Origin of the sequence: Nocardiopsis prasina DSM 43845, from assembly GCF_000341265.1 — a bacterium.
GTDB classification, from domain to species: Bacteria; Actinomycetota; Actinomycetes; order Streptosporangiales; family Streptosporangiaceae; genus Nocardiopsis; species Nocardiopsis prasina.
This window is the reverse complement of sequence record NZ_ANAE01000078.1, coordinates 1-24618: the sequence shown is the minus strand read 5'-3', so window position 1 is coordinate 24618 and position 24618 is coordinate 1. Positions and strand designations below refer to the sequence as shown.

Below are 24618 nucleotides of genomic sequence, written 5' to 3'. Positions count from 1 at the left end.
TAGCCGATGTCCTCGGTGTGGAAGCCGCGGTTGATGGCGTGCATCTCGCCGTTGCGCCCGCTGAAGGTGAACTCCCAGTCGGCGGCGCTGACGTAGTCGTCGGCCCAGTCGGAGTCCACGTCCTCGATGCCGATCAGCGAGTAGCCGCCGAAGTTCTGGCGGCCGGTCGGCTCGAAGTCGCGCCAGTCGTCACCCGCGTCGTCGTTGGGGTTGGAGGTCTGGTCCACCAGCAGGTAGCCGCCGTCCGGGTTGCGGAAGTAGACCATGTGGCCCTGGCGGTCGACCTCCCAGTTCCCGGGCACGTCCACGGAGAAGCCGCTGGAGTCCTCGTGGCGTTCGAGGAAGTCCCACTGGTCGTCCTCCTCCTCGTCGTCCTCGTCCTCGGCCGCCGCTTCCTCCTCCTCCGCGCCGCCCTCACCCTCGGCACCGGCGGAGGCCTCGGTCTCCTCTGCGGCGCCCTCCTCCGGGGCGCCTCCGGCGGGCTGCTCCTCGCTGGAACCGGCCAGCCCGGCGTCCGTGTCGTCCGACCGGTTCATGCTGACGAACAGCGTGGCCGCGCCGACGGTGACCAGCAGGACGACCGCCGCCACGGCGACCAGCAGCGTCCTCCTGCGGGAGCCCGCCGCGTGTTCGCGGGTGCGCCGGGGCACGCTGGGAGGCGGCGGGACCGGGGCGGGTGCGGCCTCGGCGGCGCTGACCGCGCGGTGCACGGTGCCCTGGTCGGTGACCCGGTTCCAGTCGGACGGGGCCTGCGGGTCGGCCGGTTCCAGGGCGGGTTCGGGGGCGAGGGCGGGCGCCACCATGGTGGTGCTCGTCGATCCGCCGGAGTCCCGGATCTCCCTGAGGAGGGCGCGGACCTCGGTCACCGACGGCCGGTCCTCGGGGCGCTTCTCGGTGAGGGCCTCCAGGACGGGGCGGAGCGCGCCCGCGTTGGGGGTCTCCGGCAGGTCCTGGGTGACGATGGCAGTCAGTGTGGCCATCGGGGTGGGACGGTCGAACGGGAGCGTGCCCTCCACCGTCTGGTAGAGGGTGATGCCGAGCGCCCACATGTCGGAGGCGGAGGTGGCCGCGCGGCCGTGCGCGACCTCCGGGGCCAGGTAACTCGGCGACCCGATCAGCAGCCCGGTGCTGGTCAGGTGGGTGGAACCGTCCAGATGGGCGATGCCGAAGTCGGTGAGGACGGCGCGGTCGTTGCCCGCGATGAGCACGTTGCCCGGCTTGATGTCGCGGTGCACGATGCCGCGTTCGTGCGCCTCGGCCAGACCGGCGGCCATCTGCTCGCCGACGTTGGCCGCGCGCGGGACCGCCAGCCCGCCCTCGTCCTTGATGAGGTCACCGAGGGAGGGACCCCGAACGAGTTCCATCACGATCCACGGGCGGCCGTCCTCCTCCGCCACGTCGAACACCGTGATGATGGACGGGTGGCTGAGCTGCGCGGCACTGCGGGCCTCGCGGATCATCCGCGTGCGCAGGACGTCGACCTCGTGCGGCGGGAGGCTGGGCGGCGTGGTCAGCTCCTTGACCGCCACCGGGCGGTCCAGCAGGGTGTCCGTGCCGCGCCAGACCCGGCCCATACCGCCCGCGCCGATGACCTCGTCCAGGCGGTACCGGTTGACCAGGACACGGCCGGGGCCGGATTCCGAACTGTTCATGTGCGCGCGATCCTCTTCGGGGGAGGGGGCCTTCCGTGGGAGGAGGGCGGGACAGGGCAGGGGTCGACGGGAGGGGACCGGGGGACCCTGCCGAGTCTAGAAGGCCGGCCCCGCTCCTTGGTGCTCTCCGGAAGGTGCAAAGGCTGTTGCTCCCGGGTCACCAAACCCCGGAATCACCCCTGAAATGCGCGAATCCCGCCGGGGTCACCGGGGTGACCCACGACGGGACCGCCGAAACCGGGTGGGCCGCTCCGGGGGATCAGCGCAGCCGGACCGGGAGGGCGTCGACCCCGGAGGCGATGATCGACGGGGCCGGGACCAGGTCGGCGTCGTCCACCGCCACGTCCAGATCCGGGAAGCGCTCGAACAGGCGCGGCAGCACCGCGTTCACCTCCATGCGGGCCAGGCTCGCCCCCAGGCAGTAGTGGCGCCCGTGGGAGAAGGACAGGTGCGAGCTGTCCTCACGGGTGACGTCGAACTCCTCGGAGGTGGGCCCGTGGCGCGCGTCGTCGCGGCCCGCCGAGCCGTAGCCGAGCAGGAGCGGCTCCCCCTTGGGGATCGGCACCCCCGCCAGCTCCATGTCCTCGGTCGTGTAGCGCATGGGCACGTACTGGCCGGGCGGGTCCCAGCGCAGCACCTCCTCCACGGCCTTGGACCACTCCACCTTGCCCGCCACGACCAGGTCGAGCTGGTCGCGGTGGTGGGTGAGCGCGCGCACGGCGTTGGAGATCAGGTTCATCGTCGTCTCGTAGCCGGCGCTGATGAACAGAACCAGGTTCCAGAGGAGCTCGTCCTCGGTGAGCCGGTCCTCCTCGTCGCGGGCGGCGATGAGGGCGGTGGTCAGGTCGTCGCCGGGTTCGGCGCGCTTGGTCTCCACCAGCTCGGTGAGCACGCCCCACAGCTCGAAGAAGGTGGCCATCGCCTCCTCGGGAGTGACGCTCTGGTCGAAGAAGACGCCCACGGGCCGGTGCAGGCGGGGACGGGTCGCCTCGTCCACCCCGAACAGTTCGCTGATCACGGTGAGTGGCAGCGGCTGGGAGACGACCGCCCGCAGGTCGACGACACCGTCCGGGCTCTCCGCCGCCGCCCGTTCCAGGTCGTCCAGGAGCGACTCGGCGATCGCGACGACCCCCTCGCGCAGCAGCTCGACCCGGCGCGGGGTGAACGCCTTGGAGACCAGACGGCGCAGGCGGGTGTGGTCCTCACCGTCCTTGGAGAGCATGTTCTCGTTGATGATCCACGAGATCAGCGGCCAGTCCGCCGGGATCTCCCCGTTGTTGAACGCCGTCCAGTACTTCTTGTCCTTCTGGACGCGCGGGTCGGCGAGGGCGGCGCTGACCGCCTCGTGGGTGGTCACGACCCACGCATCAACCTCACCAGGAAGCTGGACAGGGACGACAGGGGCGACCTTCCGGAGGTGGGTGCTCTGTGCGCGGAGGTTTCCGGGCGCGAGTCTGACGCGGTCCAAGGGGTTCCTTCCACCGGTGTGGGGGGCTGGGGGTTCTGGGGGGTGAACTGCACGGGAAGGGTGACGGGTATCCAGGACAGGGCGGACAGGTGCCAGCGCAGGTCCTCCGGCGGCACCTCCACCCTGAGCCCCGGCAGGCGGTCGAGGAGGGTGCGCAGCGCGACGATGGTGATCGTGGTGGCCTCCTCACGCGCCGGGCAGCGGTGCGGCCCGGCGCCCCAGGCCACGTGGGCCCGGTTGCGGGTCTCCTCCATCCGTTCCGCGTTCTCCTCCATGTAGAAGCGGTTGGACGCGGCGAAGCCCAGCAGGATGGGGGAACCCGCCTCGATGGTGCGGCCGTCTCCGAGCGGCACGTCCACGCGCGGGTAGATCACGGGGTAGTTGGTGATGGGCGGGTCGTGCCACAGCACCCGGTCGACGATGTCGGCGAGCATCGTCGGGGAGGGCGCACGGTCGGCCGGGGCGTTCGGGTCGGCCAGCACCTCGCGGACTCCCGCGTTGATGAGGTTGGCCGTCGGCTCGTTGGCGGCGGCGACCACCAGCAGAAGCTGCATGATCACCTCCTCGTCAGTGAGCGCGGCACGGTGCCGGATCAGCCGGGTGGTGACGTCGTCGCCGGGATCGCGGTGCTTGGCGGTGACCACCTCCGACAGCGCCCGCTCGGCCTGGGCGTTGGACCGCTCCGCGTCGACGCCCAGCCACAGGTTGCGCATGGCCTCGACGAAGCGCACGCCCTGGTCGCGGTCGAACCCGAACAGTTCGTTGATGACCAGCAACGGCAGCATGCGGGCGTACTCGTTGAGGACGTCGGCCCGGCCGCGCTGGCAGAACTGGTCGATGAGCCCGTGGGCGTAGCGTTCGGTGACCCGGACCCACCGCTCGGAAGCGATCGCGCCCAGGCTGTCGGTGATCGCCCTGCGGTACCTCTGGTGCTCGGTCCCGTCGACGAAGAGGGCGTTGGGGCGCGGCGCCATCATGGGCAGGACCGCGGCGTCCGCGCTGACGCGACCCTCGCGGAAGTCCTTCCACAGGCGCGCGTCGTGTCCGAACGTGGTGGTGTCCCGCGACCAGGAGATGAGGGTGGTGTAGTCGGTGACGAGCCACCCGTGCACACCGGGTTCGAGCTCCACCGGGACCACCGGGCCGTGTTCGGCGCGCATGAGCTCGTACACGGAGTAGGGGTCGGGTCGCGGTTCGTGGTGGTACAGCTTCGCGCGGGGACATCCAGATGACACGGGAAGACCTCTGCTGTGCGGGGGGCGGCTGCGGAGGGACGTCCTCTCTGGTGCTCGCGGCGCGCGGGACGCCGGTCCGGCGGGGGGGTGCGCCGACACGCGTGCGGGCCGCGCGGATCAACGCGAAGCCCCGTGGGGGCGGGGCTTCGCGCAACCCTAGCGGCCCGTCCGCGCCAGTTGCGAGACCTGCGTCACATTGTCGCTACTCAGTGTCGATCTGACCGGTTCCGGTCAGGGGGCGGAACCGGCGCAACCTCTGGCTGTTGGTCACCACGAAGACGCTCGACAGCGCCATCGCCGCCCCGGCGAGCATCGGGTTGAGCAGGCCCATCGCGGCCAGGGGCAGGGCGGCGGTGTTGTAGGCGAAGGCCCAGAACAGGTTGCCCTTGATGGTGCCGAGCGTGCGCCGGGAGAGCCGGACCGCGTCTGCGGCCGCCCGGAGGTCGCCCCGGACCAGGGTGAGGTCGCTGGCCTCGATGGCCACGTCGGTACCGGTGCCCATGGACAGCCCCAGGTCGGCCTGGGCGAGCGCGGCGGCGTCGTTGACCCCGTCGCCGACCATCGCCACCGTGCGACCCTCGGACTGGAGCCGGGTGACCACGTCCACCTTGTCCTTGGGCAGGACCTCGGCGACGACCTCGTCGATGCCCACCTCGGCGGCGACCGAGCGGGCCACCGCCTCGTTGTCGCCGGTCAGCAGGATCGGCGTGAGCCCGAGGTCGCGGAACTGGCGGACCGCCTCGGCGCTGGTCGGCTTGACGGTGTCGGACACGACCAGCACACCGCGGGCCCGGCCGTCCCAGCCGACCGCGACGGCGGTGCGGCCCTCGGCCTCGGCCGCCCGCATGGCCAGGGTCAGGTCGTCGGGCAGGGGCTGTGACCACTCAGCGAGGAGCGCGGCCCGGCCCACGAGGACGGCGTGGCCGTCCACGACTCCCTGCACGCCCAGGCCCTCGACGTTCGCGAAGTCCTCCGGGACGGGCAGGTCCCCGACCCGCACCACGGCCCCCGTGGCGATGGCGCGGGCGATGGGGTGCTCGGAGGCGTTCTCCAGGGCGCCAGCCAGGCGGAGGACCTCGTCCTCGTCCTCGCCCTCGGCGACAGCGACTCCGGCCAGGGCCATCCGGCCGGTGGTGACGGTGCCGGTCTTGTCCAGCAGCACGGTGTCCACGCGCCGGGTGCTCTCCAGCACCTCCGGGCCCTTGATCAGGATGCCGAGCTGGGCGCCGCGACCGGTGCCCACCATGAGAGCCATCGGGGTGGCCAGGCCGAGGGCGCAGGGGCAGGCGATGATCAGCACGGCCACGGCGGCGGTGAAGGCCGCCCCGGCCGGGTCGCCGGTGCCGAGCCAGAAGCCCAGGGCCGCGACGGCGATCATGATGGCGACCGGCACGAACACGCCGGACACCCGGTCGGCGAGCCTTTGCACGGCGGCCTTGCCGTTCTGGGCGTCCTCGACCAGGCGCGCCATCTGCGCGAGCTGGGTGTCGGAGCCGACCCGCGAGGCCCGCACGACCAGGCGGCCGCCGGCGTTGACGGTGGCGCCGACCACGGCGGAGCCGGGCGCGACCTCGACGGGGACGGACTCACCGGTGAGCATGCTCATGTCGACGGCGGAGGTGCCCTCCTCGACGGTGCCGTCCGTGGCGATCTTCTCGCCGGGGCGGACCACGAAGCGGTCGCCGACCGCCAACCGGTCCACGGCGACCAGTTCCTCACGTGCGCCGGGGCCCTCGCCGCGCAGCACGGCGACCTCCTTGGCGCCCATCTCCAGGAGCGCGCGCAGGGCGGCGCCCGCGCGGCGCTTGGACCGCGCCTCGAAGAACTTGCCGAGGAGGATGAAGGAGGTGACGCCCGCCGCGACCTCCAGGTAGATGTTGGCCGACCCGTCGGTGCGGGCGATGGTGAACTCGAAGGGGTGGGTCATGCCCGGCGTCCCGGCGGTGCCCAGGAACAGGGCGTACAGGGACCACAGGAAGGCCGAGGTGACGCCCAGGGACACCAGGGTGTCCATGGTCGCGGTGCCCAGCCGGAGGTTCTTCCACGCGGCGACGTGGAAGGGCAGCGCACCCCAGACCACGACCGGCGCGGCCAGGGCGAGGGAGGCCCACTGCCAGTAGGTGAACTGGAGCGCCGGGACCATCGCCATCGCGATGACGGGGACGGACAGGACGATGGAGACCAGGGCGCGGTTCCACAGGGCCCGGGTGGGGTCGGCCGGGTCGGACGCCTCGGCGGCGGTGTCGGGGTCGGTCCGGGGCACGGTGGCGGTGTAGCCCGCCTTCTCAACCTGGGTGACCAGGTCCTCGACTGGGACCGCCGCGCCCTCGAAGGTGACCCGGGCCTTCTCTGTCGCGAAGTTGACGGTGGCGGTGACGCCCTCCATCTTGTTGAGGCGCTTCTCCACCCGGTTGGCACAGGCCGCGCAGGTCATCCCGCCGATCGCCAGTTCCACCGGCTCCACTGCGGCGGACGCCGTCTTGCTGCTACTCATATGCCGCTCCAGGGTGGCTAGTGGTCGACGCCCTCGTCGACGTGGTCCCTCTCGGTGGTGTCGTGGTCCTGTTCGGCGGGAGCCGGGGACTCCACGCTCTCCGCGTGTCCCCCGGGCTGGTCCGGCAGGACGGGGCCGACCTGGGTGCCGACCCCGAACGCCGCGACGAACACGACCACGAGACCCACCGCGTACAGCGCGAGCTTCGTGGTCACCCCCATGTCAGCTCGCCACCTCGTACCCGGCCTCGTCGATCGCGGCGCGCACGGCGGCGTCGTCGATCTGGCTCTCACCGGTGACGGTCACCTTCCGGCTCTCCAGGTCGACCTTCACATCGGTGACGCCGGAGACCCCGCTGACCTCCTCGGTGACCGAGTTGACGCAGTGCCCGCAGCTCATGCCCTCGACGGTGTAGACGACGGTGCTGGCCATTCCTGCCTCCTGCTGGGTTCTGCCGCACTGGTGCGCGGGCTCGTGTTCCAACGAGGCCCAATATACCCCCCTGGGGTATAAAAATGTCAAACCCCTGCGTCGCCTCGACCCCGGAACACGCACTCCACGTTACCCCAGGGGGGGTACCGAGCGCGACGGAACCCCGCCGGGACAGGGCGGACACGCGCAACGGGGCCCCCACGGCGCGCGCGGGGACCCCTTGGATCATCGGACACCCCGGGGCCGCCTCGACGGCGGCACACCCGCGACGACCGGGAGAGACTCGGCCTCGGATACCCTCCCCCCGTTTGTCGGGCCGTGTCTCCGGCGCCCGGGGAAGGGAGGTGACGGATGGAGAAGGGGGGGAAGGGGACGTGGGGCGGGGAGGCGTGGGCTCTACTCGGCCTTCAGCTCCAGCCGGGCCACCACCCGCTCACTCAGGTGGTGCCCCTCCAACGTGAACCCGGCCCTGCGGAACATCTCGACCGTGCCCGTGTAGACCTCGGCGCTGGGGGCGCGCCCGCCCGCCGTGTCCACGGGATAGGCCTCCAGGACCCGGCCGCCGCCCGCGCGCGCGTACTCGATGGCACCGTCCAGCAACCGGCTGCCCAGCCCGCGTTTGCGTCTGCGCGGCGGCAGCCAGAAGCACACCAGGGACCACACCCCGGGCTCGTCGGGGTCGGACGGGCGCAGCGTCCGCGAGCGGGACAGGCGGATGAAGTCCGCCCGCGGCGCCACGGAGACCCAGCCGCAGGGGCCGTCCCCGTCATAGGCGATCAGCCCCGGCACACGACCGTCCAGGGTCAGTCGACGCAACTCCTCCTTGTTGTCCAGACCGCGTGTGGACCGGTCGCAGGACACACTCGCCGTGTGGTCCTTGGCGCGTCTTCGGAAGAACGTGCACCAGCAGTGCCCGTACGCTCCGGTCGGTCCGAACAGGTTCTCCAGGTCATCCCACCGCTCGGCGGTGGCGGGCTCGATTGAGACGATGGACATCGGACTCCCTCGCGAGGCACAACTCTGACCGCCACAACTGTGATCCAGCACACTAGCGATGATCCGCAGTGACCGAAAGAACACGGATGCCTGAAAGCTCCTACCGTTAGGGATTTGTGTGCTTTCAGAAGTGAACCAAGCGCCGACTGAACCGTCGTGTGCCCCCGAGAGAGCACGCGGGGCGCGCCCGAAACCGCCTCGGACGCGCCCCCGTCAGCCCTCGGTCAGGAGGAGAGCTTCTCCTTCTCGTGGGCCTCGACCCCCTCCTGCGGCTCCCAGCACTCCACGCCGCGCACGTCCGGCATCCGGTCCCTGGTGAAGACCGGGTCCAGTCCCTGCTTGCGCTGGTCCGTGTAGTCCTTGAGCAGTCGGCAGGCGATCACCGTCAACGGGGTGATGGCGATCAGGTTGACCAGCGCCATCATGCCCATCGTGGTGTCGGCCAGGGTCCAGATCAGGTCGATCGACCCCAGCGACCCCAGGAAGGTGGCGACGAGGAAGACCACCTTGTAGCCGAACAGCACGTTCGCGTTGGAGGACAGGTACTCGACGTTGGACTCGCCGTAGTAGTAGTTGCCGAGCACCGACGTGAACGCCACCAGGAAGATGATGAGCGTCATCAGGTGCAGCGCCCACGGGCCGAGCATGGACATCAGGGCCAGCTGGGTGAGGTCGCCCTCCATCGTGCCGTCGAGCGTCCCCTGGTAGCCGAGCAGGACGATGAAGGCGGTCACCGAGCAGACCACCAGGGTGTCCAGGTAGACGCCGAGGGTCTGCACGAGGCCCTGCTTGACCGGGTGCGTGACCGAGGCGCTGGCCGCCGCGTTCGGCGCGGAACCCAGGCCCGCCTCGTTGGAGAACATGCCCCGTCGCACGCCCTGGATGATCACCACGCCCAGAGCGGCGGCGGCGAACTCGCCCAGACCGAACGCGTTCTGGATGATCGAGGCGAACATGCCGGGCACGAGCTGCCAGTTCAGCGCCATGACGATCAGGCCGATGACGATGTAGAGCCCGGCGAAGAACGGGATCAGCGCCTGCGCGGTGTTGGCGATCCGGCGGACGCCGCCGAAGATCACCAGAGCGGTGAGGACGACCAGCAGGGCGCCGATGATCGCCGAGAACATCAGGTTGGTCTCGGCACCGAGCTCACCGGCGGAGTTGGCGATCGTGTTGGTGATGGTGTTGCTCTGCACCGCGTTGAACACCATCGGGAAGGTGATGATGAGGATGACCGCGAAGACCACGGCCAGCCAGCGCTGGCCCAGCCCGCGCTCGATGTAGTACGCGGGCCCGCCGCGGTACCCGGCCGAGTGACGGACCTTGTACAGCTGCGCGAGGGTGGACTCCACGAAGCTCGCGGCGCACACGACCAGCGCCATCACCCACATCCAGAAGACCGCTCCGGGGCCGCCCAGGGAGATGGCGATCGAGACGCCGATGATGTTGCCGGTGCCGATCCGCGCGGCGGCCGAGATGAAGAAGGCCTGGAGCGAGGAGACCGCCTTCTTGCCGTCGGGCGCGACCTCGGGCTTGCTCTTGAGCACCCGGAACATCTCCGGGAACAGGCGGAACTGCACGAGCCCGCTCCGGACGGTGATGTAGACGCTCACCACGACCAGGAGGGGGATCAGGACCCACGACCAGAAGAAGTCGTCGTTGAAGGTGCCGATCGCGTCCGTGACGCGAGCATCGAGGGTGGGTACTGCGTCTGCCAGTATCACGGGGGTGGGGCTCCTTCATTCCAAACAAGGACAACCGCCGACCCATGCCCCGGAACGGACACGAAACACCATCTGAGGCGCACTGTTCTCGGATGGTGATACTTCCGTTACTCGCTTATTCGGGCGGGTTCACCCCTCGTGCACCAGGTCCGCGTAATCCGGGTTCCGTTTGAGGAAGGCCTGGGCGAACGGGCAGATGGGAACGATCCTCAGCCCGCGCCCCCGGATCTGGTCCAGGGATCGGCGCATGAGCTCGCTGGCCACTCCCCTGCCCTCGAAGGCGGGCTCCACCTCCACGTGCGGAAGCGCCAGGACGCCCTCGGAGATGAGGTGGTAGGCGGAGAAGCCGACCACCCTGCCGTCCGCGCTCACCTCGTAGCGGGATCGTTCCGGCACGTCGACGACGGACAACTCCATGGCCACTTCCCCCTGCCTCGTGCGTGTCACACGCGCGTGGTGCGCGCGTGGTGGGCCCCACAGGATGTCATGTTCCCGGTCGAACCCTCCACGCACACCCTCGGGACGGCTTCAGTGCCCCCCGAGGTAGGGGTCGGTGACCCCGCCGGGACAGGCGAGGGCGTCGATGTCCCAGCCCAGCCGCCCGGCCCCGGCCCGGTAGGCGCTCTCCAGGAACCCGAGGACCGCCGCCCTGGGGTCGGCCTGTTTCCTGGCGTCGGAGTAGCGCAGCAGCGCGAGGTGCCCCTGCCCGCTGGGCGCCCACTCCGCCTGGGCGGGGCTGAGCGGCTGCCCGGTGAGCCCCTCCGGTTCGGGCGCCGCGTAGGCGTAGAAGCAGGGTTCGGGGACGTTGTCGTCACCGAACCAGAACCCGAAGCTGACCACCTCGCGCGAGTAGGCCTCGCGCACCAGGCCGCCCGCCCGCTCCGGCTGCTGGATCGGGTGCGGTGAGAAGCGGGTGACCGCGATGTCGAACGTGTGCCAGAAGTGGTGCACCGGGCTGGTCTTGCCGGAGAAGGAGGCCGCGAACTCCTCCAGGACCAGGTTCACCTGGCTCAGAACGCGCCAGTACCGGTGGGCGTGCTCGGGTACGTAGGTGGCGTGGTCGTGGTCGTCCGCGAAGGGGCGGCCGGAGTCGGGAAGGTCGAAGGGCGTGGCCGACGGGATGCTGCCGTCCACCCCCAGGCTGTCCAGGGCCGACTGGAACTGAAGGTAGAACGAGGCCACGCTGTGCCCCTGGAGCGGGAAGGCGGCCGTGTGCCCGTCCAGGTTCGACGCGACCAGTTCGTGGCGGACGAAGTCGAAGTCCACAGTGAAGACCGGGTTGCCGTCCACCAGCCCCATCGGACGGGACGTGATGCCGCTTCCGGTCAGGTGGAAGGGCACGTTCCACCAATGGTTGCGGCGGGGGCTGTGGGCCAGCCGGACCTTGCCGACGATCTGCTCGAAACGGTGCAGGGTCTGCTTGGTGTCGTACCACTCGTCAAGCGGGAACGCGGGGAACAGCTCCATGGTGACGGCCTCCTGGTCGGGTCACGCGGGTGGCGCGGCGGTGGCTTGGTGGCGGCGCCGCGTGGAACGGTCGCTTCACCAGCCCCGGCGGGCGGTCCGCACCGCCTGTCCGGAGGCGGGCGAGTGCGGGTCACGCGTGCGGTAGACGACGTAGGGACGGAACAGGTAGCCCACGGGCGCGCTGAAGGCGTGCACGAGGCGGGTGAACGGCAGCAGCGCGAACAGGGCCAGACCCATCAGCGCGTGCAGTTTGTAGGGCGCCTCGGCCGCCGTCATCGCCGCGATGTCCGGACGCAGGAACCAGATCGACCGGAACCACGGCGACACCGTCTCCCGGTAGTCGCCGGAGTGCCCGCCCGCGAGCGCGACCCCGGCGAAGTAGACGGTCATCCCCAGGCCGGTCACGATCGCCAGGACCAGGACCGCGTACATGAGCTTGTCGTTGCGGGTGGTGGCGCTGAACACCGGGCCGGTGGTGCGTCTGCGCCAGACGAGCAGGGTGATCCCGGCGAGCGTGCACACACCCGCCACGATCCCCATCGACAGCGCGACCACGTGGTACGCGGTGTCGGATACCCCCAGCGCCCTGGTCCACGTGTCGGGGACCAGCAGGCCCACCACGTGACCGACGATCACCACCAGCAGGCCGAAGTGGAAGAGAGGGCTGCCGATCCGCAGCAGCCGGGACTCGTACAGCTCCGAGGAGCGGGTGGTCCAGCCGAACCGGTCGTAGCGATACCGCCACACGAGCCCGCCCACCACGAGCACCAGCACCACGTAGGGCAGCACGCCCCACAGGATCAGGTCCGCGGGCCCCGGAGCCCCGGGGTTCACTGCGGTTTCCTGGTGACGTCGGTCAGGGGCAGCGGGACCCGGGGCCGCGCACCATAGGGCTCCATGCCCACGTCCTCGGCGGGCGGCCCCTCCTGGGCCAGACGGCGCACCCGCTCCTCGTCCGCGCGCCGGGGCGGCGGCAGCGTGTACCGGACCGCGTCGACCACCCGCGCGTACGGCGTTCCGTGCTCCTCCAGGGACTGCGAGAGCAGGTCCAGGCCCGAGCGGAAGTCCACGAGCAGTTCCTGCCCGGTGTCCATGTCGCCCCGGGCCGCGAACTCCAGCATGACCGCCAGGTGGTCCGGCAGCTCGCGGGCCTCGACCCGCCACCCCGCCTCGGTGTAGACCCGCTTGATCTCGGCCAGCGCGTGGCCGCGGCGCCTGGTGTCGCCGTCCGTGTAGTAGGTCATGTGGAGCGCGCGGCGGCGCTTCAGGTCGAACACGTCCACGTAGTGCTCGGCCAGTTCCAGCTCGGGCGTGCTGGAGGCGTGCTCGCAGAACTCCAACAGGAGGGTGCGGGACTGGCTCTTCGGCAGCTCGGCGGCAGCGCGCGCGGCCAGCGGGAGCCGCTCGAAGAAGAGGGCGTCCGGGTAGCCGAGCAGGACCGAGGCCGCCTGGTGGGTCACCGCGCGGGCGTGCGCCCGGCGCGCGGCTCGGCCGGCACCGAGCCAGCCCATCCGTCCCGGACCGTCCGGGTCGCGGCCGTCCTGGCTCGGGATCACCGCGCGGGCGTCGAGCGCGTTCGCGCTCCGGCCGTCGCCGGACACGTCGTCCGTGCCGTTGGTGTTGGTGTTGGTGTTGGTGTTGGTGCTCATGGTCGACCCCCTTCGAGCGGCCCGGGGTCCGCGCCCCGTCCGCCGCCGTCGTCGGTACCGCCACCCCGTCGGGGTGGGAAGAGTCCACTCGGACGACCGTTGCCGTCCCAGTTCAGAAGGTTGACGCGGCCGTCGGTGGCGGACCGCTCCTCGGCTCCGCCCTCACTGGTCTGGCGGTCGCGCAGGGCGTGGAAGGTCTCCACGGTGGCCGCGTCCGGGCGCCCGGAGGCCTCACCGAAGGGGACGTCGCCCATCCCGCCCATGCCGGGGCCGCCGTCGAAGTCGAGGCTGCACCCGATCTCCTCGATGACCCCCTTGTCGGCCTCGTCCACTCCGAAGGCCGTGGGCACCACGTAGCGCTCGTCGTACTTGGCCAGGGCCAGCAGCCGGTACATGTCCTCGATCTCCGTGCCGGTCATCCCGACCGCCTCGGCGATGGACTCGTCGCGCTCCTGGCCGAGGTTGATCCGGCGCATGTACGACCGCATGGCCGCCAGCCGCCGCAGCACGAGGTCCACGGGACCGGTGTCCCCCGCGGTGAACAGTTCGGCCAGGTACTCGATCGGGATGCGCAGGGCGTCGATGGCCCCGAAGAGGTGGCCCGCCTCCTCGCCGTCGTGCCCGGTCCGGGTGAGCGCGTCCACCACCGGCGACAGCGGCGGGACGTACCAGACCATCGGCATCGTGCGGAACTCCGGGTGCAGCGGCAGGGCCACCCGGAAGCGCTTGGCCAGGGCGAGGATCGGGGACCGCGCGGCGGACCGCACCCAGCGGTCGGGGATGCCGTCGCGGCGGGCGGCCGCGCGCACCTCCGGATCGGAGGGGTCGAGGAACACGTCCAGCTGCGCCTCGTACAGGTCCCGTTCGTCCTCGACGGCGGCGGCCTCACCCACGCGGTCCGCGTCGTAGAGCACCACCCCCAGGTACCGCAGGCGCCCCACGCACGTCTCGGAGCAGATGGTGGGCATGCCCACCTCCACGCGCGGGTAGCAGAAGGTGCACTTCTCGGCCTTGCCCGTCCTGTGGTTGAAGTAGATCTTCTTGTACGGACAGGCGGTGACGCACATGCGCCAGCCCCGGCAGCGGTCCTGGTCCACCAGCACGATGCCGTCCTCGACCCGCTTGTACAGCGCCCCGCTCGGGCAGGCGGCCACACAGGTGGGGTTGAGGCAGTGCTCACAGATGCGCGGCAAGTAGAACATGAAGGTCTCCTCGAAGGAGAGCTTCACCCGGTCCCCGAGCCTGCGCACGATGGGGTCCTGAGAGGCGAGTTCGGGTCCGCCGCCCAGGTCGTCGTCCCAGTTCGCGCTCCAGCTCACCTGCATGGGCTTGCCCGTGAGCGCCGAGCGCGGGCTCGCCACGGGGAAGTCGTCGCCCAGGGGCGCGTTGGTCAGGGTCTCGTAGTCGTAGGTCCAGGGTTCGTAGTAGTCCTGGATGGAGGGCATCACCGGGTTGGCGAAGATGGTCGCGAGCCGCCTGATCCGGCCGCCCGCGCGCGGCACGAGCCGGCCGTCGGGGCGCCGGACCCAGCCGCCCTTCCACCGGCCCTGGTCCTGGTAGGTGCGCGGGTACCCCTGGCCGGGGCGGGTCTCGACGTTGTTGAACCACGCGTACTCGACACCGCTCCGGTTGGTCCACGCCTGTTTGCAGGTGACCGAGCAGGTGTGGCAGCCGATGCACTTGTCGAGGTTCATCACCATGGCGACCTGCGCCATGACCCGGCCGATCGGCCGCCGCCGCGCCCCCCGGTCCGCGCGGCCCGCCCGTTCCGGGATCCGCTCCGCCATCAGTAACGCACCTCCGTCGTCCGCTTGCGCACGACGGTGACCTCGTCGCGCTGGTTCCCCGTCGGGCCGAGGTAGTTGAAGGCGTAGGTGAGCTGGGCGTAGCCGCCGATGAGGTGCGTCGGCTTGACCAGCAGGCGGGTGAGCGAGTTGTGGATGCCGCCGCGTCGGCCGGTGGTCTCCGTCTTGGGCACGTCGATGGTCCGCTCCTGGGCGTGGTGCATGTAGACCGTCCCGGTCGGCATGCGGTGCGAGACCACCAGGCGCGCGGCGACGACCCCGTTGCGGTTGACCGCCTCGACCCAGTCGTTGTCGGCCGCCCCGATCGCCTCGGCGTCGGCCACGCTCATCCAGATCGTGGGGCCGCCCCGGGACAGGGTCTGCATGAGCAGGTTGTCCTGGTACTCGGAGTGGATGGACCACTTGGAGTGCGGGGTCAGGTAGCGCACGACCACCTCGCGCTGACCGGTCGGCCCGATCCGGGGCTCCCCGAACAGACGGCCCATGTCCAGCGGGGGCCGGTAGACGGGCAGGGCCTCACCGAACTCGTGCATCCAGTCGTGGTCCAGGTAGAAGTGCTGGCGGCCGGTGAGCGTGTGCCAGGGCTTGTCGTGCTCGACGTTGATGGTGAAGGGCGAGTACCGGCGGTCCGCGGACTCCTTGCCGGACCACTCCGGGCTGGTGCCCACCGGGGTGGGCCCGCGACGGGCGTCGTCGAAGACCACCCGGCGCTCCTCGGCGTGGTGGATCAGCTCGTCCATGTCGGTGCCTGTGCGCGCGGCCAGGCGCTCGAAGCCCTGGGCGGCCAGGCGACCGTTGCTGGTGCCGGACAGCGCGAGGATCATCTCGCAGGCCCTGACGTCGGTGTCCAGGGAGGGGCGGCCGTCCGCGACCCCGCCGCGCACGACCCCGTTTTTCTGGCGCAGCCACTCGATCTCCTCGTCGGGGGTGAAGGAGACACCCTTGACCGGTAGTCCCTTCCCCTCGGCCAGCGGACCGAGCGCGGCGAGCTTCTGGGCGGTCGCCGAGTAGTTGCGGCGGACCGGGACGATGGCCGGCATGGTGGTCCCGGGGACCGGCCGCTCCCCTTCGGCCTTCCAGTCCCTCGGCACCCCGTGCGGCTGGGCCAGCTCGCCCTCGGTGTCGTGCTGGTGGGGCACCGCGACCAGGTCGGTGACCTCGCCGAGGTGGTCGGCCGCCAGTTCGCTGAACACCTTCGCCAGCGCGTGGAAGGTGTCGAAGTCGGTGCGGGTCTCCCAGGGCGGGTCGATCGCGGGGTTGAAGGCGTGCACGTAAGGGTGCATGTCCGTGGTGGACAGGTCGTGCTTCTCGTACCAGGTGGCGGCGGGCAGCACGATGTCGGACAGCAGCGTGGAGCTGGTCATCCGGAAGTCCAGGGTGAGGAGCAGGTCGAGCTTGCCCTCCGGGATCTCCTGCCGCCAGGTCACGTCCTCGGGCCGGTCGTCCGGCCCGGCGGGCTCCGACTGGAGGTTGGAGCGGGTGCCCAGCAGATGCTTCAGGAAGTACTCGTTGCCCTTGGCGGAGGAACCGAACAGGTTGGACCGCCACAGCGTGAGGGTCCGGGGCCAGTTCTTCGGGTCGTCGGGGTCCTCGGCCGCGAACCGGAGCGTGCCGTCCTGGAGCTGGTCGGCGATGTACTCGGCGGGGTCCCGGTTGCGTTCGGCGGCCTCCTTGCCGAGCTGGATCGGGTTGCGGTTGAAGGTCGGGTAGGACGGCATCCAGCCCATGCGCGCGGACGCCGCGACGAGGTCGGCGGTGTGCTGCCCGCGCACCTTGCCGGGGCCCAGCGGCGACATGAGGGCGTCGGCCCGGTAGGTGTCGTAGCGCCACTGGTCGGTGTGCGAGTACCAGTAGGCGGTTCCGGCCATGAAGCGCGGCGGGCGCGACCAGTCCATACCCGAGGCGTAGGCGGCCCAGCCCGTGGCCGTGCGGCACTTCTCCTGCCCCACGTAGTGCGCCCAGCCGCCGCCGTTGACCCCCTGGCAGCCGGTGAGGAGCAGCAGGGAGAGGAAGGCGCGGTAGGCGTTCTCGCCGTGGAACCACTGGTTGGTCCCGGCGCCCAGGACGATCATCGCCCGGCCGCCGCTGGCCTCGGCGGTGTCGGCGAACTCGCGGGCGATCCGCACCGCGCGGTCGGCGGGGACGGAGGTGAGGGCCTCCTGCCAGGCCGGGGTACAGGCGGCGCCCGGGTCGTCGTACCCGGAGGGCCAGACCCCGGGCAGACCGGGGCGGGACACCCCGTACTGGGCCAGGACCAGGTCGAACACGGTGGTGACCAGGCGGTCGCCGACCCTGCGGACCGGGACGCCGCGGGTGTCGACCTCGGCCGTGCCGTCGGGGGTGTCGAAGCGCGGCAGGGCGACCTCCGCCGCCTCGGCGCCCCGGCCGTAGAAGGTGAGTTCGGGGACGCGGCCCTCCAGGTCCAGGTTCCACTTCCCCAGGCCGTCCTCTCCCCAGCGGTGGCCGACCGTGCCGTTGGGGGCGACCGGCGCGCCCTCCCCCTCCGGCCAGAACACGGGCTTCCACTCGGGGTTGGCACCGTCCGGGTTCCCGGGCAGGTCGGCGGCGGTGAGGAACTTGCCGGGCACGAACCGGCCGTCCCTCCTGTCCAGGGTCACGAGGAAGGGCAGGTCCGTGTAGGCGCGCGCGTACTCGGTGAAGCGCGGGGTGGGCCGCTCGACGAAGCGCTCCCTGAGGATCACGTGCCCCATGGCCATCGCCAGGGCCCCGTCCGTGCCCGGGTGCGGGGCCAGCCACTCGTCGGCGAACTTGGCGGCGTCGTTGAAGTCCGGGGCGACCACCACGACCTTCTGGCCCCGGTAGCGGGCCTCGGCCATCCAGTGGGCGTCCGGGGTGCGGGTCACCGGGACGTTGGAGCCCCACAGCACGAGGTAGGCGGCGTCCCACCAGTCACCGGACTCGGGGACGTCGGTCTGGTCGCCGAACACCTGCGGGGAGGCCACGGGCAGGTCCGCGTACCAGTCGTAGAACGACAGCATCGAGCCGCCGATCAGGTTGATGAACCGGGCGCCCACGCCGTGGGAGACCATCGACATCGCGGGGATGGGCGAGAACCCGGCGATCCGGTCGGGGCCGTACTTCCGGATCGTCAGGACGTGCGCGGCGGCGGCGATCTCCAGGGCCTCGTCCCAGGTGGTGCGGACCAGCCCGCCCTTGCCCCGCGCCCGCTGGTAGCGGCGGCGCCTCTCCGGGTCGGTGGTGATCTCCTCCCATGCCAGGACCGGATCGCCCAGCCGCTCGCGCGCCTCCCGGTACATCTCCACGAGCACGGCGCGCGCGTAGGGGTAGCGCACCCGGGTCGGCGAATACGTGTACCAGGAAAAGGCCGCGCCGCGCGGACAGCCCCGGGGTTCATACTCGGGCCGATCCGGTCCGACCGACGGATAATCCGTGGCCTGAGTTTCCCAGGTGATGATTCCGTCTTTGACATAAACATCCCAGGAACAGGATCCCGTGCAGTTCACTCCGTGCGTGGAACGCACCACCCGGTCGTGGCTCCACCGGTCACGGTAGAACACGTCCCCCTCACGTCCACCGTGTCTGACCTGGGCACGGTCTCCGTCAAGGGGCTCCGAACGGGTCAGGTAGTTTCCCAACCGGAGAAGGCCGTCGCCCGATCCCCCGCGTTTACTCCGTGCCGCCATAAGGAAAACACCTCGTTTGCCCGCCCGTTGCCCGAAGCGCAGGAAAAAGAGCCCAGGCCCGACCACATTCCGTTAATGAATATGCCTGCTCCGGCACTGATGTCACGTTTCCCACACCGCATTGGGCGACAATCGCCGCAGACGACTGACGAAGGAGCCGGAATGCGTGCGGAAGTCGGGGAGCGGTCGACCCGTTCCGGAACCGCGGGCGGCAACCTCGCCCTCGCCACGGCGGCGTTCACGCTGACCTTCTGGGCCTGGAACCTGATCGGTCCGCTGTCACGGAGCTACAGCGAGGACCTGGGCCTCACGCCCACGCAGACGTCGATCCTGGTCGCCTTCCCGGTGCTGGTGGGCTCTCTGGGGCGCATCCCGGTGGGCACCCTGACCGACCGTTACGGCGGCCGGGTGATGTTCACGGCCATCTGCCTGCTCAGCATCGTCCCGACCCTCCTCGTCGGCCTGTCCGCGAACTCCTACCCGATGCTGCTCCTCTGGGGCTTCTTCCTCGGAATCGCGGGCACCTCGTTCGCCGTCGGCATCCCGTTCGTCAACGCCTGGTACAAGGCCAACCGGCGCGGGTTCGCCACGGGCGTGTTCGGCGCGGGCATGGGCGGAACGGCGTTGTCGGCCTTCCTGACCCCGCGCCTGGTCGAGGCCATGGGCGTACTCACCACCCACCTGCTCATGTGCGTGGCGCTCGCGGTGATGGGCGCGGTCATGTGGTCCCTGGCCCGAAACTCACCCGAGTGGAGCCCGCGGACCGAACCCGCCCTGCCCCGCATGCGCGAGGCGCTCGCCCTCAGGGCCACCTGGCAGGCCTCGGCGCTCTACGCGCTGGTGTTCGGCGGTTTCGTGGCCTTCTCCACGTACCTGCCGACCCTGCTCACCACCGCCTACGACTTCGCGCAGACCGACGCGGGCATGCGCACCGCCGGATTCGCCGTGGCCGCGGTGATCGCCCGTCCCGTCGGCGGCATCCTGTCGGACCGGATCGGTCCGGTGCGGGGCTGCCTGATCTCCTTCTTCGGCACGTGCGCCTTCGCGGTCGTCCTCGCGCTGCACCCCCCGGCGGAGTTCCCGGCGGGGCTGTCGTTCGTGCTGATCGCGCTGTCCCTGGGCTTGGGCACCGGCGCGGTGTTCGCACTGGTCGCCAAGCTCGTGGACCCGTCCCGAGTGGGCACGGTCACGGGTCTGGTGGGTGCCGCCGGCGGCCTCGGCGGCTACTTCCCGCCGCTGCTCATGGGCGTGGTGTACCAGGCCACGGGCGCCTACACGCTGGGCTTCGTCCTGCTGGCGGTGGTCGCGCTCATCGTGGCGCTGTACACCACACGGGCCTTCCGCGACGTCACCTGACGGCCCCGTCCACAGGCTGTGGACGGGGCGGGATTCACAGCGCCGCGAGGTCCCGGGCGCGGACCAGGACCGCCGACCTGTTACCGACCTTCACCCGTTCCAGGGCCCGGACTCCCTCCGGCAACGGCACCCGGCGGGTGCGCGCCGTCACGACCACCACCGCGCTCCGGGGCAGGACACGGCCCATCGAGGAGAGCAGGGCACGGATCGGGTCGCCGTCGGGGACGCTGCCGTCCCAGTGGGTCATCTCGCCGTAGGGGACATCCGTGATCACGAGGTCGGCCCCGACCGGGTCCGTCATCGTGAAGACGTCGGCCACCCCCGACTCGTGCGGAAGGTCCCCGCCCATGGCGGCCAACCCGGCGGCCAGGTCGCGGGCGGACGCGGCCCGCTCCACGAACGCCACCCGGCCGAAGTCCCGAGCAGAACGGCGCAGCTCCCGCTCCCGCTCGGCCAGCCCCTCGGCGGTCAGCAGCTCCAGGTTGCGCGCGGCGATACCCACGGCGTCCTCGTCCACGTCGGTGGCGCGCACGTGCGTGAGCTGGTCGCGGTGGAGCAGGCCCAGCACGGCCACCAGGTACCCGCTGCCGCAGCAGGGGTCCCACAGTCGCACCCGGTCACCCTCCACATGGACCATCGCCCGTTGGAGGAGTTCACTCGCCATTCTCACGGGAAATCCCGGGTATCCGGGAGCGGACCTCAACACCTGTCCACTCGCCAGAGCCGAGTGGTCCACACGCTCGGTGGCGTACCGGTAGCTCACAACCGTCCCCCCTGTCACGCGACAACGCCGAAGGCCCGGTGTCTGGGACACCGGGCCTTCGTTGATGCGGTCCTGACGGGATTTGAACCCGCGGCCTCCACCTTGACAGGGTGGCGAGCACTCCTAACTGCTCCACAGGACCTCGTTGCAAGAACAACTCTAGCGCGACTTTGGAGCGCTTCGTACCGCGGTCGACCTAGAGTGGCTCACAACGCACCCGAACCCGTGAGAGGACCCCGCGTGAGCGACTCGTCCGCCCCCCTTCCCTCCGGCCCGGACTCCACGCGGGTCGACCGTTGGCTGTGGGCGGTACGCCTCACCAAGACCCGCGCCGACGCCGCCCAGGCCTGTCGCGGCGGGCACGTGCGGGTCAACGACCGGCCGGCCAAACCGGCCATGGTGATCACGGTCGGCGACCAGGTCAGGGTCCGTCTGCACGGCATCACGCGCATCGTCGACGTGAGCCACGTCATCGTGAAGAGGGTCGGCGCCCCCGTCGCGGCCCGCTGCTACGTGGACCGCACCCCGGCGCAGCCGTCCCAGGCCGCCGCCCCGGTGATCCGCCGTGACCGCGGCGCGGGCCGCCCCACCAAGCGGGACCGCCGCCAGCTGGACCGGCTCCGCACGGATTTCCCACCCCCCGCCTGACCCCCCAGGAGCCACAGTGCCCTCCCCCATCCCCCTGGCCTCAGGACGCGACGCCGACGTGTTCGCCCTGGGCGATCACCGCGTGCTGCGCCGGTACCGCCACCCGCAGGACACCGGCCCCGAGGCCGCCGCCATGGCGCACGCGGGCAAGCACGGCTTCCCCACACCCGAGGTGCACCGGGCCGAGGGGGCCGAGCTGGAGATGGAGCGGCTGTACGGGCCCACGATGCTCGACGCGGCCCTGGAGGGACGGCTCACCCCCGAAGGAACCGGCCGGGAGCTGGCCGGGCTCCACGCCCGCCTGCACGCCCTCCCCGGCAGGGCCACCGGTCGACTCCTGCACCTGGACCTGCACCCCGGCAACGTCGTCCTCACCCCGAGGGGCCCGGTGGTCATCGACTGGACCAACGCCCGCGACGGCGAACCCGACCTGGACCTGGCGGTGACCGCGCTCCTGTTGGCGCTCACCGGCCTGTGCGGTCCCCGCCCCCTGGCGGCCCTGGCCGGGGCCTGCCTCGACCCCTACCTCAGGAGCGCCGAGGGCGACCCGGCCCGGCTCGTGAACGACGCCGTCGCCCTGCGCCGGGCGGACCCCAACCTCACCGCTGAGGAGGTGTCCCTGCTCCCCCGCGCCGCCGACCTGGTCCGCCGACAGCCCTGAGAACCCCCGGCGTCACCGGTCGGCGGAGACCAGGGGGTTCGCGGCGAGGAAGGCCAGGACGGCCTCGGTGGCCTTGGGCGCCGCCTCGTGCAGGTAGCCGTGGCGGGCACCGGGCAGGACCAGCAGTTCCGCGTCGGGAACGCGCTCGGCGAGCAGTTCGGCGTTGCCCACCGGGGTGAGTTCGTCGTCCTCGCCGTGCACCACCAGGGTCGGGGCCTGGACACGGGGCAGCAGGTCCCAGCCGTCGTGCTTGAGGCTGGCCTCGTAGTGACGGCGCTGCGCGCGCAGCGGGTTGCGGGGCAGCACACGGGTGACTGTCTCCGGGTGCGCCATCGCCCACTCGGGCGTGTAGAACAGCGGACCGATCAGGCCGCGCCCCTCATCACCGCTGGCCTTGCGCAGCGCCAGGGACGCGTGCTCGGGACGCTCCACCTCGTGCTCCCCACCGGGAGCCGTGGAGCCGAGCACCAGGGCGCCGACCCGTTCGGGGGCGATGGCCGCGAGCGTCTGGGCGACCTTCCCGCCCATGGAGAACCCGTAGACGTGCGCGCGCCCGAGCCCGAGGTCGTCCAGGACCGCGAGGACGTCCCTGGCCAGGAGTTCCATGCTGTAGGCCCGGTCCAGCGGTGCGTCGCTGCCACCGGTGCCCCGCAGGTCCACACGCACCACCCGGTGGCGCTCGGCGAGGTCCTCGTACACCCCGTCCCACATCTCGTGGTCGAGGGACTGCCCGTGGATCAGTACCAGGGCGTCCCCCGCACCGTGGACGTCGTACCAGATTCGGGTTCCGTCTGCGGCGGTCGCGTGGTTCACGTCAAAGGACACTACCCGACAATCCCGGCGCCTACCGAGCGTGGCCCGAACTGTCCAGGTGGACCACCTGATCACGGCTCCCGTCGTGGGTGGACCTGTAGGAGGAGAGCCCCACCACCAGGCAGCCCACCAACATCACTCCCAGCCCCGGCCCGACCGACGTCCCCTCGACCGAGGCGCTCTGGGGCCACGGGAGCATCGAGAGCACCGGAGGTACCGCGGCGAAGAACACGGTGAACAGAGAGAGGCCGCGCACACTGACGAACAGGCCGACCAACGCCAGGACCGCGAGCACCAACGCGGGGAGGATGATCCATGTCAACGCCCCGACACCGAGGAGTTCCCACCCCGTGGCGACGGCCTGGTCCTGCCCGAGCGAGAGGACCCGCGAGGCATCCCCCGCATCGTCGGCGTCCCCGGGGACCTCGTACCGGAGATCGGTCCCGCCCCGCACCCAGGGAAGGGACATCGAGAGGAACAGGGCGACCGCGCCGCCCGAGAGGCCCGCGGTCACCGCCCTGGCGCGTGACTCCTCCTGGACGCGCCTCTGGTGGCCGACCTCCAGCCTGTTCAACCGCTTGCGAAGCTTGTCCGTCTCGCTGTTCTGGGGCTGTTGCATCAGATGGCACTCCAGTGTGGGGGAACGGGCTCGGGACTTGGGACACCGGCCGGAGCGGCCCGGTTCGGACCCCTCACCGGTTCGTGACCTTCGTCCGCGAACCAAACCCCCGTCTGCGAGCATCTTCCCAGGTCCCATCGTCCTTGGGTGAGGCCACCCGAACCGGTTGAAGGAGCGCGCATGAGTTCTCCCGTCATCGCCACCGACACCGACCAGGGCCCCCGACCGAGCCAACAGGACGCCTGCGCACACCAGGTCGAGTCCGCCTCCGACGGTTGGCGGGCCGCGGTGGCCGACGGGTTCGGCGACCACCCCGACACCGCGCGGGCCGCGCAGCTCGCCGCCGACACGGCCACGTCGGCTCCGGGCGAGGCCGCGGACGCGCTCCTTGCCGCCGCCCGGGCGATCACCCGAGCCCACCCCGGCACCGACTGCGTGATGGCCCACGCCCGGCAGGACGCCCCCGACGACCCCATAGACATCGCGTGGGTCGGCGACTGCCGGGTGTGGACCTGGAGCCCCGGTGAGGGCCTGCGCCAGCACACCCGGGACCACACGCACGGCCAGGAGCTGCGCGACCGGTGGGCCTCGGACGACCTCGCCCGGGCCTGCGACCACACGGTCACCACCTCGGTCGCCACCGCGGGCCCCGAGGACATCGGCACCACCACCGCGCCCGCGGCCGACCTCACCCTGTTCACCTGCGACGGGGTCCACGACTACGTGGACGAGCGGCTGATGGCCGAGCTCGTCGCCGACCACGCGCACGACCCCGACACCCTGGTCCGCGTCCTGGTGGACGCCGCGCGTGAGGCGGAGAGCACCGACAACGCCACCGCCCTGGTGATCAGGTCGGCCCCGGCTCCCGTCGCCCCCCGGACCCGGCAGGAACGCCTCCTGGACGGGCTGGAGAGCTTCGGAGCACCGGGCTGCCCCCCGGAGAGTCCGGAACTCCTGCTGGACGCGCTGGCCGAGGACCGCGCCGCCGGGATCGCCTGCGACCGCTTCCTGCTGCGCGACGGCACCACCTACTGGTGCACGAAGGACTCCGACCACACCGACCACCACGTGAGCTGGCACGGCGTCACCTGGTGACCGCCGGACACGAAGAAGCCCCCGCCGCCTGGTTTCCCAGGTGACGGGGGCTCTCTCACGCCGATGTGGCTAGGGG

At 71.2% G+C, this 24618-nt stretch carries 20 protein-coding genes, 1 tRNA gene and 1 pseudogene (1 of these 22 only partly in view); 4 read left to right on the top strand and 18 right to left on the bottom strand.

The features are described from left to right. From D452_RS27630 to D452_RS0103425, 14 genes and pseudogenes are all read right to left on the bottom strand, one after another. Positions 1-1652: pseudogene (locus D452_RS27630) on the bottom strand (serine/threonine-protein kinase); it reaches 56 nt to the left of the window's first position. Positions 1653-1911: 259 nt separating this feature from the next. Beyond that, the gene (locus D452_RS0103485) at positions 1912-3009 is read right to left on the bottom strand and encodes a cytochrome P450 family protein (protein ID WP_017542762.1); all 1098 of its coding nucleotides are present in this window, start codon (positions 3007-3009) and stop codon (positions 1912-1914) included. Further along, the gene (locus D452_RS0103480) at positions 3006-4292 is read right to left on the bottom strand and encodes a cytochrome P450 family protein (RefSeq protein WP_017542761.1); all 1287 of its coding nucleotides are present in this window, start codon (positions 4290-4292) and stop codon (positions 3006-3008) included. The genes D452_RS0103485 and D452_RS0103480 overlap by 4 nt, the downstream gene beginning before the upstream one ends. Before the next feature lie 265 nt (positions 4293-4557). Further along, positions 4558-6849 (bottom strand): heavy metal translocating P-type ATPase, encoded by a 2292-nt coding sequence (locus D452_RS0103475; protein ID WP_026128929.1) that lies wholly within the window; start codon positions 6847-6849, stop codon positions 4558-4560. 17 nt (positions 6850-6866) lie between these two features. After that, positions 6867-7070, bottom strand: coding sequence for a hypothetical protein (locus D452_RS0103470; RefSeq protein WP_017542759.1), 204 nt, complete (start codon positions 7068-7070; stop codon positions 6867-6869). Between the two features lies 1 nt (position 7071). Continuing rightward, entirely contained in the window at positions 7072-7281 is a 210-nt protein-coding gene (locus D452_RS0103465) for a heavy-metal-associated domain-containing protein (RefSeq protein ID WP_017542758.1), read from the bottom strand. A 396-nt stretch (positions 7282-7677) separates the two neighbouring features. Beyond that, positions 7678-8277, bottom strand: a complete 600-nt coding sequence (locus D452_RS0103460; RefSeq protein WP_017542757.1) for a GNAT family N-acetyltransferase — start codon at positions 8275-8277, stop codon at positions 7678-7680. 224 nt (positions 8278-8501) lie between these two features. Continuing rightward, positions 8502-10001, bottom strand: a complete 1500-nt coding sequence (locus D452_RS0103455) for an alanine/glycine:cation symporter family protein (protein ID WP_017542756.1) — start codon at positions 9999-10001, stop codon at positions 8502-8504. A 129-nt stretch (positions 10002-10130) separates the two neighbouring features. Further along, on the bottom strand, positions 10131-10418 hold the full coding sequence (locus tag D452_RS0103450; RefSeq protein ID WP_017542755.1) for a GNAT family N-acetyltransferase: 288 nt from the start codon (positions 10416-10418) through the stop codon (positions 10131-10133). A gap of 111 nt (positions 10419-10529) precedes the next feature. Then, positions 10530-11468 carry a DUF5996 family protein gene (locus D452_RS0103445; protein WP_017542754.1) on the bottom strand — a complete coding sequence of 313 codons (939 nt, stop codon included), beginning with the start codon at positions 11466-11468 and terminating at the stop codon, positions 10530-10532. 75 nt (positions 11469-11543) lie between these two features. Beyond that, positions 11544-12302, bottom strand: coding sequence for a respiratory nitrate reductase subunit gamma (gene narI / locus D452_RS0103440; RefSeq protein ID WP_017542753.1), 759 nt, complete (start codon positions 12300-12302; stop codon positions 11544-11546). After that, complete coding sequence (gene narJ / locus D452_RS0103435; RefSeq protein ID WP_051061241.1) at positions 12299-12979, bottom strand: nitrate reductase molybdenum cofactor assembly chaperone; 681 nt, start codon at positions 12977-12979, stop codon at positions 12299-12301. The genes narI and narJ overlap by 4 nt, the downstream gene beginning before the upstream one ends. A gap of 134 nt (positions 12980-13113) precedes the next feature. Next, positions 13114-14904 (bottom strand): nitrate reductase subunit beta, encoded by a 1791-nt coding sequence (gene narH / locus D452_RS0103430; RefSeq protein WP_017542751.1) that lies wholly within the window; start codon positions 14902-14904, stop codon positions 13114-13116. Beyond that, positions 14904-18587 carry a nitrate reductase subunit alpha gene (locus D452_RS0103425; protein WP_026128928.1) on the bottom strand — a complete coding sequence of 1228 codons (3684 nt, stop codon included), beginning with the start codon at positions 18585-18587 and terminating at the stop codon, positions 14904-14906. The genes narH and D452_RS0103425 overlap by 1 nt, the downstream gene beginning before the upstream one ends. Positions 18588-18749: 162 nt before the next feature. Between D452_RS0103425 and D452_RS0103420 the strand changes: the two genes are divergently transcribed. Next, on the top strand, positions 18750-19943 hold the full coding sequence (locus D452_RS0103420) for an MFS transporter (protein ID WP_017542749.1): 1194 nt from the start codon (positions 18750-18752) through the stop codon (positions 19941-19943). 34 nt (positions 19944-19977) lie between these two features. Here D452_RS0103420 and D452_RS0103415 read toward each other — a convergent pair whose 3' ends face one another. Both D452_RS0103415 and D452_RS0103410 read right to left on the bottom strand, forming a co-directional pair. Beyond that, positions 19978-20706 carry an rRNA methyltransferase gene (locus tag D452_RS0103415; protein WP_026128927.1) on the bottom strand — a complete coding sequence of 243 codons (729 nt, stop codon included), beginning with the start codon at positions 20704-20706 and terminating at the stop codon, positions 19978-19980. A 67-nt stretch (positions 20707-20773) separates the two neighbouring features. After that, a tRNA-Asp gene (locus tag D452_RS0103410) sits at positions 20774-20848 on the bottom strand. Positions 20849-20946: 98 nt separating this feature from the next. Between D452_RS0103410 and D452_RS0103405 the strand changes: the two genes are divergently transcribed. Then, complete coding sequence (locus D452_RS0103405) at positions 20947-21354, top strand: RNA-binding S4 domain-containing protein (protein WP_017542747.1); 408 nt, start codon at positions 20947-20949, stop codon at positions 21352-21354. A gap of 16 nt (positions 21355-21370) precedes the next feature. Then, positions 21371-22015: a phosphotransferase gene (locus D452_RS0103400; RefSeq protein ID WP_017542746.1), complete on the top strand. Its 645-nt coding sequence runs from the start codon at positions 21371-21373 to the stop codon at positions 22013-22015. A 12-nt stretch (positions 22016-22027) separates the two neighbouring features. Here D452_RS0103400 and D452_RS0103395 read toward each other — a convergent pair whose 3' ends face one another. Beyond that, a complete protein-coding gene (locus D452_RS0103395; RefSeq protein WP_017542745.1) occupies positions 22028-22828 on the bottom strand; it encodes an alpha/beta fold hydrolase in 801 nt (266 codons plus the stop codon). Between the two features lie 31 nt (positions 22829-22859). Then, complete coding sequence (locus tag D452_RS0103390; RefSeq protein ID WP_017542744.1) at positions 22860-23447, bottom strand: hypothetical protein; 588 nt, start codon at positions 23445-23447, stop codon at positions 22860-22862. A gap of 180 nt (positions 23448-23627) precedes the next feature. Here D452_RS0103390 and D452_RS0103385 point away from each other — a divergent pair, with 180 nt between their 5' ends. Beyond that, positions 23628-24542: a PP2C family protein-serine/threonine phosphatase gene (locus D452_RS0103385; protein WP_017542743.1), complete on the top strand. Its 915-nt coding sequence runs from the start codon at positions 23628-23630 to the stop codon at positions 24540-24542. Positions 24543-24618: the final 76 nt, after the last annotated feature.

What these genes read in the sequence shown, in the direction of transcription:
- D452_RS0103465 (WP_017542758.1), bottom strand. Translation starts at nt 7,281, where the DNA reads ATGGCCAGCACCGTCGTCTACACCGTCGAGGGCATGAGCTGCGGGCAC.
- D452_RS0103390 (WP_017542744.1), bottom strand. Translation starts at nt 23,447, where the DNA reads ATGCAACAGCCCCAGAACAGCGAGACGGACAAGCTTCGCAAGCGGTTG.
- narJ (WP_051061241.1), bottom strand. Translation starts at nt 12,979, where the DNA reads ATGGGCTGGCTCGGTGCCGGCCGAGCCGCGCGCCGGGCGCACGCCCGC.
- D452_RS0103425 (WP_026128928.1), bottom strand. Translation starts at nt 18,587, where the DNA reads ATGGCGGCACGGAGTAAACGCGGGGGATCGGGCGACGGCCTTCTCCGG.
- D452_RS0103450 (WP_017542755.1), bottom strand. Translation starts at nt 10,418, where the DNA reads ATGGAGTTGTCCGTCGTCGACGTGCCGGAACGATCCCGCTACGAGGTG.
- D452_RS0103475 (WP_026128929.1), bottom strand. Translation starts at nt 6,849, where the DNA reads ATGAGTAGCAGCAAGACGGCGTCCGCCGCAGTGGAGCCGGTGGAACTG.
- D452_RS0103445 (WP_017542754.1), bottom strand. Translation starts at nt 11,468, where the DNA reads ATGGAGCTGTTCCCCGCGTTCCCGCTTGACGAGTGGTACGACACCAAG.
- D452_RS0103470 (WP_017542759.1), bottom strand. Translation starts at nt 7,070, where the DNA reads ATGGGGGTGACCACGAAGCTCGCGCTGTACGCGGTGGGTCTCGTGGTC.
- narH (WP_017542751.1), bottom strand. Translation starts at nt 14,904, where the DNA reads ATGGCGGAGCGGATCCCGGAACGGGCGGGCCGCGCGGACCGGGGGGCG.
- D452_RS0103385 (WP_017542743.1), top strand. Translation starts at nt 23,628, where the DNA reads ATGAGTTCTCCCGTCATCGCCACCGACACCGACCAGGGCCCCCGACCG.
- D452_RS0103420 (WP_017542749.1), top strand. Translation starts at nt 18,750, where the DNA reads ATGCGTGCGGAAGTCGGGGAGCGGTCGACCCGTTCCGGAACCGCGGGC.
- D452_RS0103460 (WP_017542757.1), bottom strand. Translation starts at nt 8,277, where the DNA reads ATGTCCATCGTCTCAATCGAGCCCGCCACCGCCGAGCGGTGGGATGAC.